Raw genomic sequence first — 17192 nt, forward strand, 5'->3', positions numbered from 1 at the left:
ATATGATATGACAAGCGATTTAAAGCAGGAACGTAACAAAAATGTGCGGCATTATCGGGATTATCGGCAAGGACAGCGTCAGCGAACGCATTCTGGAAGGCCTCAAACGCCTTGAATATCGCGGCTATGACAGTGCCGGGATTGCAACGCTGGTCAATGGCGATATCGAACGCCGCCGTGCGGAAGGCAAGCTGATCAATCTTGCCAACCGCCTGGAACAAAGCCCGCTTGCCGGTGATGTCGGGATCGGTCACACCCGTTGGGCAACCCATGGTGTGCCGACCGAAAACAATGCCCATCCACACACTGACGGCAAGGTTGCGGTTGTTCATAACGGCATCATTGAAAACTATCAGGATATCAAGGCGGAACTGTCGGCAAAGGGCCGTGTCTTTGCCACCGAAACCGATACCGAGGTGGTTGTCCATCTGGTGTCCGATTTCCTCGATCAGGGCAAATCACCGCGTGATGCGGTTGCCGCCACCCTGCACCGGATCGAAGGTGCCTTTGCGCTGGTGATCATGATTGCCGGGCATCATGATGTCATCTTCGGCGCACGTCGTGGAACGCCGCTTGCGGTTGGTCTGGGCGAAGGCGAGATGTATCTGGGATCGGATGCCATGGCACTGTCGCATCTGACCAACAAGCTGATTTACCTTGAAGAAGGCGACTGGGTCGAAATGACCCGTGACAGCGTTCAGGTCCGCGACGAAAATGATGTTGATGTCACCCGCGAGACCAAGCTGTCGGCCGTATCTGGCGCCATGATGGGCAAGGGCAATTACAATCACTTCATGCAGAAGGAAATCTTCGAACAGCCAGCCGTGATTGGCGATACCCTGCATGCCTTCATCAACCCGGCGACCCAGACGATCAAGCTGCCTGATATGCCGTTTTCGTTTGCCGATGCGACCCGTTTGACGATTGTTGCTTGCGGCACGTCATTCTATGCTGGTCTGGTGGCAAAACACTGGATCGAACGGTATGCCGGTCTGGGTGTTGATGTTGATGTGGCATCCGAGTTCCGCTATCGCTGTCCGCCGCTGCCAAAGGGTGGTGTTGCCCTGTTTATTTCGCAGTCTGGCGAGACGCTTGATACCCTGGCAGCCCTTCGCTATGCGAAATCCAAAGGTCAGAAAATCGTTTCCATCGTCAATGTGCCTGAAAGCACAATTGCACGCGAAAGTGACGTGGTTCTTCTGACCTATGCCGGCCCGGAAATCGGCGTTGCCTCGACCAAGGCATTCACTACGCAGCTTACGGTTCTGGCATGTCTGGCCGTGACCATTGGCCGTGAAAACGGCACCCTTGCCAAGGACGAAGAAGCCGCCATCGTCAATGCACTGACCGAAGTGCCGAAACATGCAGCCGAAGTCCTGCATCATGACGAGGCGCTTAAGAAGCTCGCACTTGATATCGCCGATGCCCGAGACGTTTTGTATCTCGGTCGCGGGCTTGGCTATCCGATTGCGATGGAAGGGGCGCTCAAGCTCAAGGAAATTTCCTATATCCACGCCGAAGGCTACGCCGCAGGAGAGATGAAGCACGGACCGATTGCCCTGATCGACCAGTCGGTTCCGATCATTGTTATTGCCCCGTCTGACGAGCTGTTTGAAAAAACCGCGTCAAACATGCAGGAAGCTGCGGCACGTGGTGGACGGGTGATCTTTATCTCGGACGGACCGGGGCTTTCCAAGCTTGGCGATATGGCATCGGCAACGGTTGAGCTGCCAAAGGTCGCCGATTTCGTCGCCCCGATCCTTTATACCATCCCGGTTCAGATGCTGGCCTATCACGTTGCCGTCCATAAGGGCACGGACGTCGATCAGCCCCGCAACCTTGCGAAATCGGTGACGGTTGAGTAATCGGCGATTTTCGAGACAGAAAAGATCAAGCCGGGTGCGTTTGTGCCCGGCTTTTTTGTTGGAAGCCGTCAAAAATGCCAGTTCATCACGATCATGAACCGGTTGGCCTGTTGCTTTGTTCCGCACAAAAACATTTTCAAGTACGCCAACAAAGCTGTTATCAAAATGATCAGTTGACCGACGGCAAATTGAATGGAGTTTCCATCGGTTTTCCGGTTGTTTCCGAAAACATGCAACGGTCTTAACGCAGATTTGCAGGCAAAGAGTTCAAGATGAGAGTTATCGTAACTGGTGGTGCCGGGTTTATTGGTTCTGCCGTTTGTCGCCTTCTGGTCCGTGACAAAAAGTGTGAAGTCCTGAACCTTGATAAACTAACCTATGCTGCGGATTTGCGGACGCTGGACAGTGTGGCCGGGTTGCCAAACTACCGGTTCTGCAAGGAAGATATTTGCGACAAGCAGGCTGTTACAAAGATATTTGAAGAATTCCAGCCGACTGCTGTCATGCATCTTGCAGCTGAAAGTCATGTTGATCGGTCGATTGATGGGCCGGCTGCCTTTATTGAAACCAACATTGTCGGAACGTTCACGTTGCTTGAAGTGGCCCGCGCATATTTTGATGCGTTGCCTGAAGCGGAAAAAAGCGCCTTCAGGTTTCATCACATATCCACCGATGAAGTTTACGGATCGCTTGGCGATGATGGGCTGTTTACCGAAGAAACGGCGTATGCACCAAGTTCACCCTATTCGGCAAGTAAAGCCAGTTCGGATCATTTGGTCAGTGCATGGCACCATACTTATGGTTTGCCGGTCGTCATCAGCAATTGCTCGAACAACTATGGGCCGTATCAGTTTCCTGAAAAGCTGATTCCATTGATGATTTTGAACGCACTTCATGGAAAAAAACTGCCGGTATATGGCAAAGGCCTCAATACGCGAGATTGGCTCCATGTGGAGGACCATGCAGAGGCGTTGTTCACAATCCTTACCAAAGGGAAGATTGGTCAGAAATACAACGTGGGCGGCTGCAATGAAGTAAAAAACATCGACGTTGTTCGCGCCATTTTTGAAACCGTAAAAACCTTGGTGCCGGAGCATGTTGCGCGCTCATTCGAAGATGCTGTCTCATATGTTTCGGACCGACCGGGGCATGACTGGCGATACGCAATCGATCCATCGAAAATACAAAAGGAACTGGATTGGACGCCCAAATACAGTTTCGACACCGGCTTGCGCCAGACCGTGCAATGGTATGTCGACAATCGTTCCTGGTGGGAGCCAATCCTTAACAATAAATACAATGGCGAGCGGTTGGGCGAAGCTGTGAGCGTTTCAAATGATTAAGGCGTTAGTGTTTGGCCAAAAAGGACAGTTGGCGACCTGCCTTGCGCAGATTGGCAAGGAACATCCAGACATCAGTCTTGATTTTTTCGGGCGTAGCAGATGCGATATCGAGAACCCGTCAAACCTCCTGGAGGTTATCAGGGCCGTGCGCCCGAACCTTGTCATTAACGCAGCCGCCTATACAGCTGTGGATCAAGCCGAAAGTGATCAGGAAGCCGCCCGAACAATCAATCAGACGGCTGTTCGGGTTATGGCTGAGGAAACGGCAAGGCAAGGGATCCCGATCGTTCATTTTTCGACCGACTATGTTTTTGACGGCACTGCGACCGCACCGTATTGCGAGGATGACGACGTTTCGCCGCTTGGTGTTTATGGTGAAACCAAGTTGGCAGGGGAACTTGATATGCAACAGGCAAACCCGTTGCATGTGATATTCAGAACATCGTGGGTATATAGCGCCTACGGCAAGAATTTCGTCAAAACGATGCTGAACCTGATGGGCAGCCGTGCAGAAATCAAGGTGGTGAATGACCAAACCGGATGCCCGACAAGCGCACATGATATCGCCAAAGTTTTGCTGAGAATGGTTCCGCAAATTGTCGACCCTGATTTCAAAGGGTTCGGGACTTACCACCTGGTTTCCGATGATCCGATGACCTGGTGGGGATTTGCAAAACTTGTTCAGTCAACAGGGCTTGAGGTGTTTGGTCCGGATTGGTCTGGTGGTCGTTGCGAAGTATTGCCGATAACATCCGAGATGTATCCAACTGCCGCAAAACGCCCCGGTTATTCCGTCTTGTCGACCGCTAAATTCCAAAAGACTTTCGGAATGCAAATGCCGCCGGTTTCGGAAAGTCTTGCGACCGTAATATCCGAGCTTAAGAAAGGCTATGCGCATGCGTAAGGGAATAATTTTGGCTGGTGGGACGGGATCCCGGTTGCATCCTTCAACGCTTGTGGTTTCAAAGCAACTGCAGCCGGTTTTTGACAAGCCGATGATTTATTATCCGCTGACTACCCTGATGTTAGCCGGGATCAGAGAAATTCTTGTCATCAGTACTCCTCGTGATGTGCCGCTATTTAAGGAACTGTTGGGTGACGGAAGCCAATGGGGATTGAAACTGGATTACGCGGTACAAACTGAACCGCGCGGTTTGGCTGATGCCTTTATTGTCGGCGCAGACTTCATTGGAAATGATGATTGTTGCCTTATTCTTGGCGACAATATCTATTTTGGTCACGGGCTTACGGATTTGCTCGCCAATGCGATGGCACAGAAAGAAGGGGCAACCGTTTTTGCATATTTTGTGCAGGACCCCGAGCGTTATGGTGTTGTTGAGTTTGACCGGAATGGCGTTGCCCTGGATATCGAGGAAAAACCGGCGGAGCCAAAGTCCAACTATGCCGTTACCGGACTATATTTCTACGACCAGGATGTTGTTGATATCGCACGTTCCGTTAAGCCCTCTGCACGCGGTGAACTTGAAATCACAGATGTGAACAAGGCGTATCTCGAACGTGGTCAGCTTCGCGTGGAGAAAATGGGGCGCGGCTATGCCTGGCTTGATACGGGAACGCATGGTGCAATGCTTGATGCGGCAAACTTTGTCCGCACGGTAGAAAACCGTCAGAGCCTCAAGATTGCATGCCCGGAAGAAATAGCACTACGCAGCGGCCTGATATCGGTCGATCAGTTCGAGAAGTTGATCGGATCTTTTGGTGCCAGCTCTTACAAAACCTATTTGCAGACGGTTCTCAAGACGCTCGATCAAATATGACCGGCCCTAAAAGGCCGGATCATTTCGATATTCAGCAAATGTCATTGCTTCTGCATCTTTGGCGGAGAGTGTCACTTCGCTGGCATCAAATGGCCATTTGATCGCAAGGTCGATATCGTTCCATTTAATGGAACGTTCTGTCTCGGGTGCATAGGGTGCGGATACTTTATAGGTAACTTCCGTATCTGGCTCCAAGGTTACGAAGCCATGGGCAAATCCTTTTGGCACGAAAATCTGGTTCCACTTTTTCGCACTGATTTCAGCCGCAACCCATTTGCCGAACGTTTTTGAATGCGCGCGGATATCAACGGCAACATCAAGAATACGACCACGCACGACACGAACCAGTTTGTCTTGTGCGAAGGGCGGACACTGATAATGCAGGCCCCTCAGGACTCCTGTGTCACGTGATAGAGAGTGGTTGTCCTGGACAAAAATTTCCTCGATTCCCGCAGCACTGAAGGCATTTTGGCTATAAGTTTCCGAAAAGAACCCGCGTTCGTCGCCAAACTGCTTTGGGTAAAGAACTTTTACATCCGGAATTTCAAGGGCTTCAAACTTCATGGATTGGGCCTTATACAGAATTCAGCAACAAATCGGGTGACGAGTAATAGATGAAACGGCTTATCGCATTTGCGCATTATGATAAAGATGCAGTTATCGACGAGTATGTTTTGCGCTTGCTCGACGGGGTTGCGCCATATGCGGACCGTATCATTTTTGTCTCCGACAGTGCTCTGCCCGATAACGAGGTAAGAAAGATAAACGACTTGGCAGGATGCGTGCATGCCAAAAGCCATGGCATGTACGATTTTGGCAGTTGGAAAATTGCATTGGCCGCGGTGAAAGATGATCTGCCGAACTATGACGAAGTCATTATTATGAATGACTCGTGTTTCGGGCCGATTGCCGATTTCAAAGACGTGTTTGAGGCGATGGATCAACGAGATGTCGATTTTTGGGGACTCACAGGAACCCACCTTCGAAAAAAACGACATTACAGCCTCAATAGTTACTTTGTTGCCTTTCGGCGCAATGTTCTATCAGACCCGAAATTTGCAGATTTCTGGGACCGGGTTGAACAAGAAACATGCAAGAGTGACATTGTCTATAAGTACGAGTTCGGAATTTCTGACCTTCTGCATGCAGAGGGGTACAGGTCAGATACCTATTGCGGTTGGTTCCATGACGATGTGATGATTTCCAGTGCTTTCTTCCCTGTCGTGTGGAAGAAAAAGAAATGCCCTTTGGTCAAGGTCAAATTGTTCCGCCTCAACCCGGCCATGGCGCCGAAGCTGAACACTTGGCTTGATGTTTTGAACCCGGTTTATCCACGTTATCTGGTTGATAATCTTGTCAGCCGTTATCTTGGGACATCTGTGCCAGAGCACTACGAATACCGCTATAGGACATTTAAAACCTATTGGTGGCACCCTCGCTTCATATCGACCAAGGCCAGATACACCAAATCGCGAAATTGGTGGCGCTACTACATAAAGTTTCTTGGATTGCCTGTTTTCATGCTGATATTGCCATCAGGTATAAAAGAGAAAAAGTAACATCCTTAAAGCAAGCCTGTTCATGCGCACCAATGGTCATGCACGAAAAAGGGTGGGCAACAACAGTGACGGAGAAGCAATTGAAGTTTCGTTCGCACTATATGAGCATTGTGCTTCTGAGCTTGCTTTGCGCATGTGCAAGCCAGCAAAAGGGTGATGTCGCAACATCCGTACCGGTTTGCGCACAACAACTTTCCGATTTTGATCACACTGTTGCCACTCACGGCATTAGAAACGCGTCCACCAGCAAAGTGGCAGCGTTCCCGTTCTTGCGCGCAAATCGTAATTCGGTGCTGATGGGCAAACAGGTTGGCGCTGCGATCGCAGGCGGGCAGGCGGCTGATGTGCTTTTTGCCGACTGGGTGGCGCAAATGCGTGGGCTTGATCGTGCGGCGCGGGCATCGGAGTTTCGTAATCTTGGCGATGCGTCAATGTCATCACTTGCGCGTACTGAAGAGTGCGCAGACCAGATGGCGGCACAACTGGTTCCCACTGATTATCAAGCTCTGTCGAAGTCGGTTTTCGTTCCGGACGACTATCTTGATTTTCAGCGGATCGCCGGGTTTTACCCGTTGACGGCTTTTGCAGCCCATTTTGGCTATGAGGGGTGGAAGCGCGACAATCTGGCCAGTTTTGACCTTGGGCCGGATGCGTTGATTGGGCTTGGCGCATGGGAAAACTATCAATTGTCGGGCCAGAACGATGGCGGGGCTGCGACCCTTGCCATAGAGGACATCAGAAAGGACGCATTTGGCCGGCTGGTTCCAACCGCGGTGGAGCTTGAAAATATCGCCCGGGCCTATGCGCCGGAATTTCGCGTCCGGGTACAGTCTGACAGCGACCGGATAGGCCATCCCTCACTATCGGCCAAAGGGGCGGTTGCGCATGTCGATATTGATCGGCCAACGATTTTCTATCGGCTTGGTCACACCTGGTTCAATGATCAATGGCATCCGCAAATCATCTATACTGTCTGGTTCCAGGAGCGCCCGGTACAGGGCATGTTTGACATTCTTGCCGGGCATCTTGATGCCCTGATCTGGCGGGTGACCCTTGATGAGAAGGGGGCGCCATTAATTGCCGATACCATTCATGGCTGTGGTTGTTATCACCTGTTTTTCCCAAGCCCGTCTTTGCACCGGATTGAAGCCCCCGAAGATGGCGACATCCGCGAAACGGCGGAAAGTCCGGCCGGTGCAGTGGCGTCATCGGTTCTCACCCGGCCGATTCTGTGGATCGATGCCGTCAGTCACTATCTGATGGCGGTTACGGCCCGTGATCAATATGAGGCACATCACACTGTTGCCTCCGCCCTTGTGGCAGAGCAGCAGCTTGGCAGTCTTGCACTTGGCGATGGGACAGGCTTTGCCAGCTTGTATGACGAAGACGGTTTTGTGCCCGGCACCGAACGGTTGGAACGGTTTATCTTGTGGCCATTGGGGATTGATAAGCCCGGCGCCATGCGCCAGTGGGGGCATCATGCAACGGCCTTTGTTGGTCGCCGCCATTTTGACGAGCCGGAATTGCTTGGACGCTATTTCGACCTGAAATGACCGATCCCGGTGCCCGGCGCGACGGGTACACCCGAATAGACAGGCCGCCGGGAACCCTGATCCGGGGGGCATAAATATTTTTCTGCGATTCTGCTGTTGCCCATTGTGATCGGATGGGCCCGCATTATTTTACGGCGAGGGGTTGTGTCGGTGATCGGAAAATGTTGTGATCACCACCCCGTCGCACATGGCGGTTTTTCGCGCGCCTCAAACGGCCATAATTGCGCAAAAATCGTGACAGTTCTGCGTCTTTTTGCATCTTCCTATTGACTTTGAACAGGCACTTCAATAAATGCTGTTAGCACTCGCCGGGGGTGAGTGCTAATACGGGCTCATCCCGGTTAGTCGTAGTTTTAAACGAGCCTTAGCTTTAACACGGAGTTGTCTAAAATGAAGTTCCGTCCGCTGCATGATCGAGTACTGGTACGTCGTGTCGAGTCCGACACCAAGACTGCCGGTGGCATCATTATTCCGGATACCGCCAAAGAAAAACCGCAGGAAGGCGAAATCGTCGCTGTTGGTTCTGGCGTTCGCAAAGATGATGGCTCGGTCGTAGCCCTCGACGTCAAAGCAGGTGACAAAGTCCTGTTTGGCAAATGGTCGGGCACCGAAGTCAAGGTCGACGGCGAAGAGCTGCTGATCATGAAAGAGTCCGACATTATGGGCATCATGGAATAAGTCAGCCCTTTGGGTGACTTAAGTCCACGTTCATCCGTCTCATAGAGAGGAAAGAATATTATGGCTGCTAAAGAAGTAAAATTCTCCACCGACGCACGTTCCAAAATGCTGCGCGGTGTCGACATTCTCGCTGATGCCGTCAAAGTGACGCTCGGCCCGAAAGGTCGTAACGTTGTTATCGAAAAATCCTTTGGTGCGCCGCGCGTAACCAAGGACGGTGTTTCGGTCGCCAAAGAAATCGAACTGACCGACAAGTTCGAAAACATGGGCGCACAGATGGTTCGCGAAGTCGCGTCGAAAACCGCCGATCTGGCTGGTGACGGCACCACGACCGCAACCGTTCTGGCACAGGCAATCGTTCGTGAAGGCAACAAGTCCGTTGCTGCCGGCATGAACCCGATGGACCTGAAACGCGGTATCGACCTTGCAACCGCAAAAGTCATCGAATCCATCCAGAGCCGTGCACGTAAAGTTGCCGGTCGCGACGAAATCGCACAGGTTGGTAACATCTCTGCAAACGGTGACCGTGAAGTTGGCGAAATGATCGCCGAAGCCATGGAAAAAGTTGGCAACGAAGGTGTTATCACCGTTGAGGAAGCCAAAGGCCTGCACACCGAACTCGACGTTGTCGAGGGCATGCAGTTCGACCGTGGTTACCTGTCGCCGTACTTCGTGACCAACCCGGAGAAAATGGTCGCAGAAATGGATGCTCCGTACATCCTGCTGTTCGACAAGAAAATCTCCTCGCTTCAGCCGATCCTTCCGCTGCTTGAGTCGGTCGTTCAGTCCGGCAAGCCGCTTCTGATCATTGCTGAAGACATCGAAGGCGAAGCTCTGGCAACCCTGGTTGTCAACAAGCTGCGCGGTGGCCTGAAAATCGCTGCTGTCAAAGCTCCGGGCTTCGGTGACCGTCGTAAAGCAATGCTCGAAGACATCGCCATCCTTACCGGTGGTCAGGTTGTCTCCGAAGATCTTGGCATCAAGCTGGAAAACGTTTCGCTTGATATGCTCGGCACCGCGAAATCTGTCACCATCACCAAAGAAGAAACCACCATCGTTGATGGTGCCGGTGAAAAAGCACAGATCGAAGCACGTGTTGGTCAGATCCGCGCCCAGATCGAAGAAACCACCTCTGATTACGATCGTGAAAAACTGCAGGAACGTCTCGCGAAACTCGCTGGCGGTGTTGCAGTGATCAAAATCGGCGGCGCTTCGGAAATCGAAGTTAAAGAACGTAAAGACCGTGTTGACGATGCTCTGCACGCAACCCGCGCGGCTGTCGAAGAAGGCATCGTTGCTGGTGGTGGTACGGCTCTGCTGTACTCGGTCAAGGCGCTCGAAGGTCTCGAAGGTGAAAACCATGACCAGACCATCGGTGTTGACATCGTTCGCCGTGCCCTGCAGGCACCGGTTCGTCAGATCGCAACCAACGCTGGCGTAGACGGCGCGGTTGTTGCTGGCAAACTGCTTGAGCAGGACGACGTCGAGTTCGGTTATGACGCCCAGAAAGGCGAATACACCAACCTGATCAAAGCTGGCATCATCGACCCGGCCAAAGTTGTTCGTACTGCCCTGCAGGACGCAGCATCGGTCGCGGGTCTGCTGATCACCACCGAATGCATGATCGCTGAAAAGCCGGAAGACAAGTCGGCTGGCGGCGCACCTGACATGGGTGGCATGGGTGGTATGGGCGGCATGGGTGGTATGGGCTTCTAAGCCTTACACCTACCGACCTTGCACTACAGGAAGGGCTCCGCATTTGCGGGGCCCTTTTCTGTTGGGGAATTTCATATATTCGCGACAAGACAGGCACATGAATCGCGGCGCGTGATGCCGGGCTAGCAAGCAGTATCTGGTCGGGTGGGGCGTAACGGACCTGTTCAAGGGGGCATTCGCGAAAAGGCGGAAAAATCCCGTTTGCTCGGGTCAACAGGTCACAACACCGTGTTGCGCATGGTCTCGGAATCCGGGAAGCTGACATCGGTGGTACCCGGCGCGCGATATACCCGGTTGCGGCCTGTGTTCTTGGCCTGATAAAGGGCCCAGTCGGCACGTCTGAGCGTGATTTCGGGAAGTTCGTTGTCGCGATGGGCGGCAACACCGGCGCTGATGGTGATGTCAATGTGATGGCCATCCGCCAGGATCGGTTCTGCACAGACATTTTTCCGGATACGTTCGGCCACAGCTGCCCCGGCAGCGCAATCATTTTGCGGCAGCAAGATCACGAATTCTTCGCCGCCAAGCCGGAAGAACAGCTTTTCCTCTTCAAACCGCAGGGCGCGTGACGTGATGTCGCATATCCGTTTCAGAACAATATCCCCGCAATCATGTCCGAACGTGTCATTGACCTTTTTGAAGTGATCAATATCGAGCATCACCATGCAATAAGGCCGGTTCGTGCGCAGGGACAAGGCATGAACACGGCGGGCGTAATCTTCGAACGCGGTGCGGTTCAAAAGCCCGGTTAGCGGATCATGGCGAGCCTTGAATTCAAGGTCGATCCGTTTGAGTTTCTGATGGTGGATGTTCTTGAGCAGGCCGATCATCCGTTTGGGTTCGCGATTGCGGTCCCATTCAATGACCGACCCGCTGTGATGGAACCAGTTCCACTGATCTTCCGATCCGACATGCATGCGGACTTCTATTTCAAAGGCCGGTTTGTTGCCGCTGATATGTTCGGCGATGGCTGCATCGAACTGTTTGCGGTCATCGGCGTGAATGCGGTCCTTGAAGCTGTCAAAGGTCAGGCAGACTTCGCCGTGATGGATTTCCATCAACCGGTACAGGTTATCGGAATAGTATCCCTGCTGCTTGGCGAAATCCCAGTCCCAAAGACCCTGACCGGTGCTATCAAGGGCGAATTGCAGCCGCTTGTCGAGTTCAAGGCGCTTGCGTTCATTGCGGCGTTTGGTTTTGCGGTCAATGCGGATTTGCAAAAACAGAAACAGGGTCACGGCAATCACCACGCCCGATGCAATCAGTGCGGTCTGACGGGTGGTGTCATAGTTGCCCATGAAACTGTTGATCGGCACCTGCATGTAAATGGTGATCGGAAGACCATCAAGGTTCTTGCGCGCCAGCACAAAATCCCCAAACAGGGCAACACCCCCCATATCGATCTTGTCGCTGTCAGCATTCAGATCCCAGAAAGCTTCTTCCTGACGGGCGGAGAACCAGTCGGTGACTCCGATATGGGGCGACTGGACTTCGGCCAGAAGATCATCGGTATTGAGGGTCGCAACCCGCATCCGTGATCCGGCAAGGAACCGTTCAAGCGGCGTGTCCTCATACGGGTTTTCAATCGCCAGAAAGATCATGATCACGCCAAGAAACGTGCCGTTCGGCGACCAGATGCCGCGTTCAACGGCAAGATATCCAGATTTCAGGCCAAGGGTCGATGTGGCGCGAAAGGCCGGTTCGATCCAGTCATCGCGATGGCGTGCAATGATTTCCGAAACCGGAAGGACGGTTTTATCAAAATCAAAAAATGTGAAGTCATGGGCAATCCTGCCCGCCGCATCAAGCAGGATATACCCGACCAGATTGTTGTCATCCTTGATCATGGTTGACAGATGACGTTCAAGATCAAAATCGGGAACAATCACCGCTTCGCGTGCCGCCATCAGGGCGGTGTTGTCAGCCTTGATCAGGATGCTTGAAAGATTGTCGCCATAGGTGGTGATAGCAAAGCCGGTGGTATCGATCGCACGCTGACGGGCGGTTTGCCGTTCTGAGACCGTTTGCCAGGCCATCAGGAACAACACGCCAAGGAGCAATCCGATCGACAAAAAGACGCTCAGGAACTGTTCGTCAAGGATGCGCCGCCAGCCGGGATATGTGGTTTTTACCGGCATTACGGTTGTCCCGCGATCTGGGTCAGGGTGCTAACGGCAGATTGCGATATGCCTGCTGTCGCGGCGAGCTCCCCCTGATGGGCAAGCAGCACAAGGCGCTGCTTCTGGCGTTCGGTCATACCCGGGTCGGCAATGTCGATATTGTTTTGTGCCGCGGTAATCAGGGATGCCTGTTGGTGCGTGACCGCCAGTTTCCGGCCGCCATCAATCATATCTTCCCAGACCCGCGTGATGATTTCACGCGTTGCCGGTTTCAGCCGCGCCCAGACATCATGGGAAATCAGCGGCACATAAAACGGATAATAGGAATAGCTCAGAAACGCATGGGCAATGCCGTGCTTCCAAAGGGCGGCACTGACCACGGTGCTGGTGGTGGTCAGAAGACCGTCTATTTCCTTGCGATCAAGGGCGTCGGGAACGTTGGGCCAGGGGATCAACACAGGAATGGCTCCCATGGCCTTAAGCCGCAAGGCATTGCCTTCGCCCCCGGCATAGCGGATGCGCAATCCGCGAAGGTCCCCGAAATGATTGACCGCAATGTTGCGGGTAAAAATATGGGCCGGTCCCAGATCAAGCCAGCGTCCCAGAACCCGGACATTAAGGTTCTTTTCAAGGGACTGGTTCAATCGCGTTCCGAAATCGCCATCGACAATCTTGCGCACATCGGCAGAGCCAAGCCCCATGAAACTGGGTAATAAAAGCGCATTGAGGTCGGCTGAAAATCGACCAAGGTGCCAGATGCCAGGGGCGGCCATTGCGATCCGTCCGGTCGATAATGCCTCGGCGACATCGCGGTCCTTGAAGGCCTGGGCCGAATGAATGACCCGAAACTTGTGTTCGGATATCTCGGCATTCAGGGTTGCGGCAAATTTCTGAAGGAAAATGGTCTGGAAATGATCGGCGGTGTTTTCGGTCGAAATCAGGATTTCGGCACTGCGCGCGCCAGTAACAGTCAGCGTCATGCAACAGGCGATAACAAGTGCGCGCAATACAGATTTCACGTTCCCGGTCCTTGGCAGAAATTGGCAGGCACCATGTAACAGGCGCGCTGTTTTGAATGATTTCAGAATGTTGCCAAAGTAGGGGAAAGGTCGGATAGGTAGCCTTGACCTACATCAAGAAAACCTATCCGATCGTCTAGTTTTTGCGGATGGGGCTTTACCCGACGGGGATCAGCCGAACAGTTTCTTCAGGCTGCGTGGCTGGCAGCGCAGATATTGCGGGGCTGCTTTGACTTCGGCGCCAAGGGTTGCCGCTGCATGCCATGGCCAGCGCGGATCATAGAGAATGCCGCGCGCAAGGGCGATGGCATCGGCCTGACCGGTAAAGGTGATGGCTTCGGCCTGTTCTGCTTCGGTAATCAGGCCGACAGCAATGGTGGTCATGCCGGTTTCGGCCTTGATGCGGGCCGCAAACGGGACCTGATAGTTCGGGCCAAGCGGGATTTTCTGATCAATATGCAGGCCACCGGAAGACACATCGATAAAGTCGCATCCGCGTGCTTCAAGAAGCTTTGCCAGTTCGACGCTTTGATCGATATCCCAGCCACCATCAACCCAGTCGGTTGCCGAAATACGGATGCCAAGCGGATAGTCGGTACCGACTTCGGCGCGAAGGGCGTCATAGACTTCAAGAACAAGACGGGTGCGGTTTTCAAACGATCCGCCATATTCGTCGTCACGCTTGTTGGCGTGCGGTGACAAAAACTGATGCAGCAGATATCCGTGTGCCGCGTGAATTTCAATCGCGTCAAAGCCGATGCGAATAGCGCGCTTGGCACTTTCGACAAAGGCCTGCACGATTTCGGAAATCCGCGATTTGCTCAGGGCTTCGGGGATCGGGTCGCCATCACGGAACGGAACAGCCGACGGTGCACAAACCTGCCAGCCATTGGCATGGTCGGGATCAATGGCATGTCCACCAAGCCACGGCTTTTCACAGGATGCCTTGCGCCCGGCATGGGCCAGCTGAATGGCAATCGGCATGTCGGAATGGCTGCGCACTGCGGAAATGGTTTTGGCAAGGGCGGCTTCGGTTTCGTCATCCCAAAGTCCGACATCGCCATAGGTAATCCGGCCTTCCGGTTCGACGGCAGTTGCTTCAATGATCAGCAATCCCGCACCGGACTGGGCAAGGTTGCCCAGATGCATCGGGTGCCAGTCGGTGGTTTTGCCGTTATCTGCGGAATACTGGCACATCGGTGCGATGATTACGCGGTTATCAAGGGCAAGCTTGCCAAGTGACAGCGGTGAAAAAAGAGTACTCATGGATCATCCTTATCAGGGAGGTCGATCTTCGGACCGACAAACAATGCAAAGAAGCTAATCCGCCAAGCACGGGAGTGCCAGTCTCTGTTTTGGATTTTGTCAAAAATGACAGGCCGTTTAACGGGTTAGGTGGATGCGATCAGGGATGCGACCGGGGACGCGATCAGGGCGGGTTGCAAAAAATATCAAAAAAATGCGCAGGCCCACTTGCGGAAAATTTCCTGTGCTCTATCTCAAGTTTGCAAAGGGGCATGGTGCCCCGATACGCGTCAAGGTTGCAGCCTGGTCTGGGCCGATGGCGCAAGAATACTCGTCTGTAACGGAGGGTAATTATGACTGGTCTTCAGACTCTTAATGGATCCGCACGTCGCCTTGCATCTGCACCGACCTATGGTGATCCTTTCTCGCTTATTTCCCGTGATTTTGATCGCATGATCGGTTCGATCTTTGGGGACCGCGTAACTGCGTCACAGGCTTTTGCCGATGACAAGGAAGCCGCGAAAACCCTTTTGAACCCGCGTATCGATGTTCACGAAACCGACGATCATATCGAACTGTCTGCCGAACTTCCCGGTGTGGAACAGGATGATGTTGATGTGTCGGTCCTTGAAGGTGTTCTGACCATCACAGGTGAAAAGAAATCCACCCGTGAGTCAAACGAAGGTGCCCGCGTCATCGAACGCAGCTATGGCAGCTTCAAACGGTCGTTCCGCCTGAATGATACGATTGATGTTGATAACATTACCGCATCATTCAAGAACGGTGTTCTGGTCCTTACTCTCCCCAAAGTAGCGGAACAGAAACCCGAGCCGCGCAAGATTACTGTCAGCGGCTAAGTGTTGTCTCTCCTCCCTGAGAAGCTTTCCCTGTGTTGCCTGACGGGCGGTTTTTACCGCCCGTCTTTTTTTATCCGGCTCCTCACATGGTGACCGGGCTGCCCGTCTTCTGGTGTATCCACACTATCAAAGGAGACCCTGAGATGAGCAGCACACTTGGCGATCTGGCCAATGATTATGCGACGGCGTATAGGGCCGATCTTGCATCTTTTCGAACCGAAACCCAGACCGATCAGCTTTGCGCCATTGCCAGTCGTGTCGCACAAAGCTGCACCGCAGTCGAAACAGGTGGCAAAGAAGTGTCCGTCGCGCAAAGCGAAATTTCCGGCGCGATCATCATCGGCGAGGCGACGGCTAAAAAGCTTGCCAAGGATGATGCTGCCTGGATCGCACGGCAGGCTGCTGTCAATCAGACAGAGTTGCGCAAGAAGGCCGAAGAACAGCAGGCACGTGATCAGACACTTTTATCCAGTCTCAAAGACCTATCGGGAAAGCTGGTCGGTACAAACAAGACCGATAGCGGTTATGAGCAATCGGTCGAAGGATTTGAAGATACCCTTGCATCTGGTGCGCTGGTCGCATCCTGATCCGGTGTCACGTTCTTTCTGGCGGGTCCGGACAGCATTGCCCGGACCCGCCATGTTTTTAGTTACGGGGTAGGCAGCGCCCTTTGGGTGTTGATCAGGTGGTTGTTCGTCAACCAGTTCCCGATGCGGTCGGCAAAGGCTTTGTTTTCCGTTGTTGCCCACTGGTTCTTTCTGAGTTCGAGATAGGTAAAAGTTCCGCCCGCATCATATCCCGCACCAGCCCAATCACGGCGAACCCGTATGGCGGCAACGACGTCCTTATAGGGGACATTAAGAACCGCAAGTTCACGGGCATAAAGGTTCTGTCGCGCCATCTGGCGTTCGGTCGCCCCGAACCTGGCGGCATTGTTAAAGACGTTCTGCTGGATCGAATAGGTCGGGCACCAGTATCCCTGTAATCGTACACAATAAACCCATGTTTCGGCAGCCGGTTCCGGCTGACCGGGAACCTTGGGCGGGAAAAGGGCGCCGATTTCATGCGTCCCCGAAAGGCATACGGCCGTGTAATGCGCAAGGTCCTGATCGCCTTTGCGATAGACAATGGCGGGCGTTGCCGGGGATGTGCCGCGGCGTGAAAAGCCATGACCAAAAATCTCGTCGGGGCTTCGTGTATCTCCACGCCATGCATACAGGGCCCGGTTGCTTTGGGATGTGTTGCGTTTGAGGTCCGGCGGCACCCAAAGATAGTCGACATAGGCAAATGCAGAGCGTTCATTTGACAGCAAAGCCCAGAAATCATCCGCGCAATTCGTCCCGTAAACCTTTTGTGTCCGCCCGGAATTTTCGAGGTCCACATTCTCGATATAAAGCTCTATGCCGCCAATTTTCTCTGTTGTCATGACATGCCTCGTTTGATTCAGTGCGATGCATTC

Annotated in this window: 15 protein-coding genes; 10 read left to right on the forward strand and 5 right to left on the reverse strand. The window is 53.1% G+C overall.

All coding sequences use genetic code 11. From position 1 onward, the window contains the following. Positions 1-41 precede the first annotated feature (41 nt). The 4 genes from glmS to rfbA all read left to right on the forward strand — a co-directional run bounded on the left by glmS (position 42) and on the right by rfbA (position 4986). Positions 42-1865, forward strand: a complete 1824-nt coding sequence (gene glmS / locus WA429_RS18785; RefSeq protein ID WP_101247724.1) for a glutamine--fructose-6-phosphate transaminase (isomerizing) — start codon at positions 42-44, stop codon at positions 1863-1865. Between the two features lie 272 nt (positions 1866-2137). After that, the gene (gene rfbB / locus WA429_RS18790) at positions 2138-3208 is read left to right on the forward strand and encodes a dTDP-glucose 4,6-dehydratase (protein ID WP_287466673.1); all 1071 of its coding nucleotides are present in this window, start codon (positions 2138-2140) and stop codon (positions 3206-3208) included. Next, positions 3201-4112 (forward strand): dTDP-4-dehydrorhamnose reductase, encoded by a 912-nt coding sequence (gene rfbD / locus WA429_RS18795; protein ID WP_336107742.1) that lies wholly within the window; start codon positions 3201-3203, stop codon positions 4110-4112. The genes rfbB and rfbD overlap by 8 nt, the downstream gene beginning before the upstream one ends. Next, positions 4105-4986 carry a glucose-1-phosphate thymidylyltransferase RfbA gene (rfbA, locus tag WA429_RS18800; protein WP_353799169.1) on the forward strand — a complete coding sequence of 294 codons (882 nt, stop codon included), beginning with the start codon at positions 4105-4107 and terminating at the stop codon, positions 4984-4986. Before rfbD ends, rfbA begins: the two co-directional genes overlap by 8 nt. 6 nt (positions 4987-4992) lie before the next feature. On the opposite strand, the gene rfbC is transcribed toward rfbA, so the two are convergent. Continuing rightward, a complete protein-coding gene (gene rfbC, locus WA429_RS18805) occupies positions 4993-5550 on the reverse strand; it encodes a dTDP-4-dehydrorhamnose 3,5-epimerase (RefSeq protein WP_287466505.1) in 558 nt (185 codons plus the stop codon). Positions 5551-5600: 50 nt separating this feature from the next. Here rfbC and WA429_RS18810 point away from each other — a divergent pair, with 50 nt between their 5' ends. The 4 genes from WA429_RS18810 to groL all read left to right on the forward strand — a co-directional run bounded on the left by WA429_RS18810 (position 5601) and on the right by groL (position 10492). After that, positions 5601-6545: a rhamnan synthesis F family protein gene (locus WA429_RS18810; protein WP_287466506.1), complete on the forward strand. Its 945-nt coding sequence runs from the start codon at positions 5601-5603 to the stop codon at positions 6543-6545. Positions 6546-6625: 80 nt separating this feature from the next. Then, positions 6626-8098, forward strand: coding sequence for a hypothetical protein (locus tag WA429_RS18815; RefSeq protein ID WP_287466507.1), 1473 nt, complete (start codon positions 6626-6628; stop codon positions 8096-8098). Positions 8099-8488: 390 nt separating this feature from the next. Next, positions 8489-8776, forward strand: coding sequence for a co-chaperone GroES (groES, locus tag WA429_RS18820; protein WP_068518636.1), 288 nt, complete (start codon positions 8489-8491; stop codon positions 8774-8776). A 60-nt stretch (positions 8777-8836) separates the two neighbouring features. Continuing rightward, the gene (gene groL, locus WA429_RS18825) at positions 8837-10492 is read left to right on the forward strand and encodes a chaperonin GroEL (protein WP_068518635.1); all 1656 of its coding nucleotides are present in this window, start codon (positions 8837-8839) and stop codon (positions 10490-10492) included. 218 nt (positions 10493-10710) lie between these two features. On the opposite strand, the gene WA429_RS18830 is transcribed toward groL, so the two are convergent. From WA429_RS18830 to WA429_RS18840, 3 genes are all read right to left on the reverse strand, one after another. After that, positions 10711-12630: a GGDEF domain-containing protein gene (locus tag WA429_RS18830; protein ID WP_287466508.1), complete on the reverse strand. Its 1920-nt coding sequence runs from the start codon at positions 12628-12630 to the stop codon at positions 10711-10713. After that, entirely contained in the window at positions 12630-13631 is a 1002-nt protein-coding gene (gene dctP / locus WA429_RS18835; protein WP_287466509.1) for a TRAP transporter substrate-binding protein DctP, read from the reverse strand. The genes WA429_RS18830 and dctP overlap by 1 nt, the downstream gene beginning before the upstream one ends. A gap of 171 nt (positions 13632-13802) precedes the next feature. Then, positions 13803-14897: an NADH:flavin oxidoreductase/NADH oxidase gene (locus WA429_RS18840; protein WP_068518632.1), complete on the reverse strand. Its 1095-nt coding sequence runs from the start codon at positions 14895-14897 to the stop codon at positions 13803-13805. A gap of 332 nt (positions 14898-15229) precedes the next feature. Here WA429_RS18840 and WA429_RS18845 point away from each other — a divergent pair, with 332 nt between their 5' ends. Then, a complete protein-coding gene (locus WA429_RS18845; protein ID WP_206928422.1) occupies positions 15230-15733 on the forward strand; it encodes an Hsp20/alpha crystallin family protein in 504 nt (167 codons plus the stop codon). Positions 15734-15876: 143 nt separating this feature from the next. Beyond that, a complete protein-coding gene (locus WA429_RS18850) occupies positions 15877-16320 on the forward strand; it encodes a hypothetical protein (protein WP_101247718.1) in 444 nt (147 codons plus the stop codon). A gap of 62 nt (positions 16321-16382) precedes the next feature. Here the strand turns inward: WA429_RS18850 and WA429_RS18855 are convergent, their stop codons facing one another. After that, positions 16383-17159: a hypothetical protein gene (locus WA429_RS18855; RefSeq protein WP_101247717.1), complete on the reverse strand. Its 777-nt coding sequence runs from the start codon at positions 17157-17159 to the stop codon at positions 16383-16385. Positions 17160-17192 lie beyond the last annotated feature (33 nt).

Source organism: Thalassospira sp. CH_XMU1420-2 (assembly GCF_037029325.1).
Lineage (GTDB): Bacteria > Pseudomonadota > Alphaproteobacteria > Rhodospirillales > Thalassospiraceae > Thalassospira > Thalassospira povalilytica.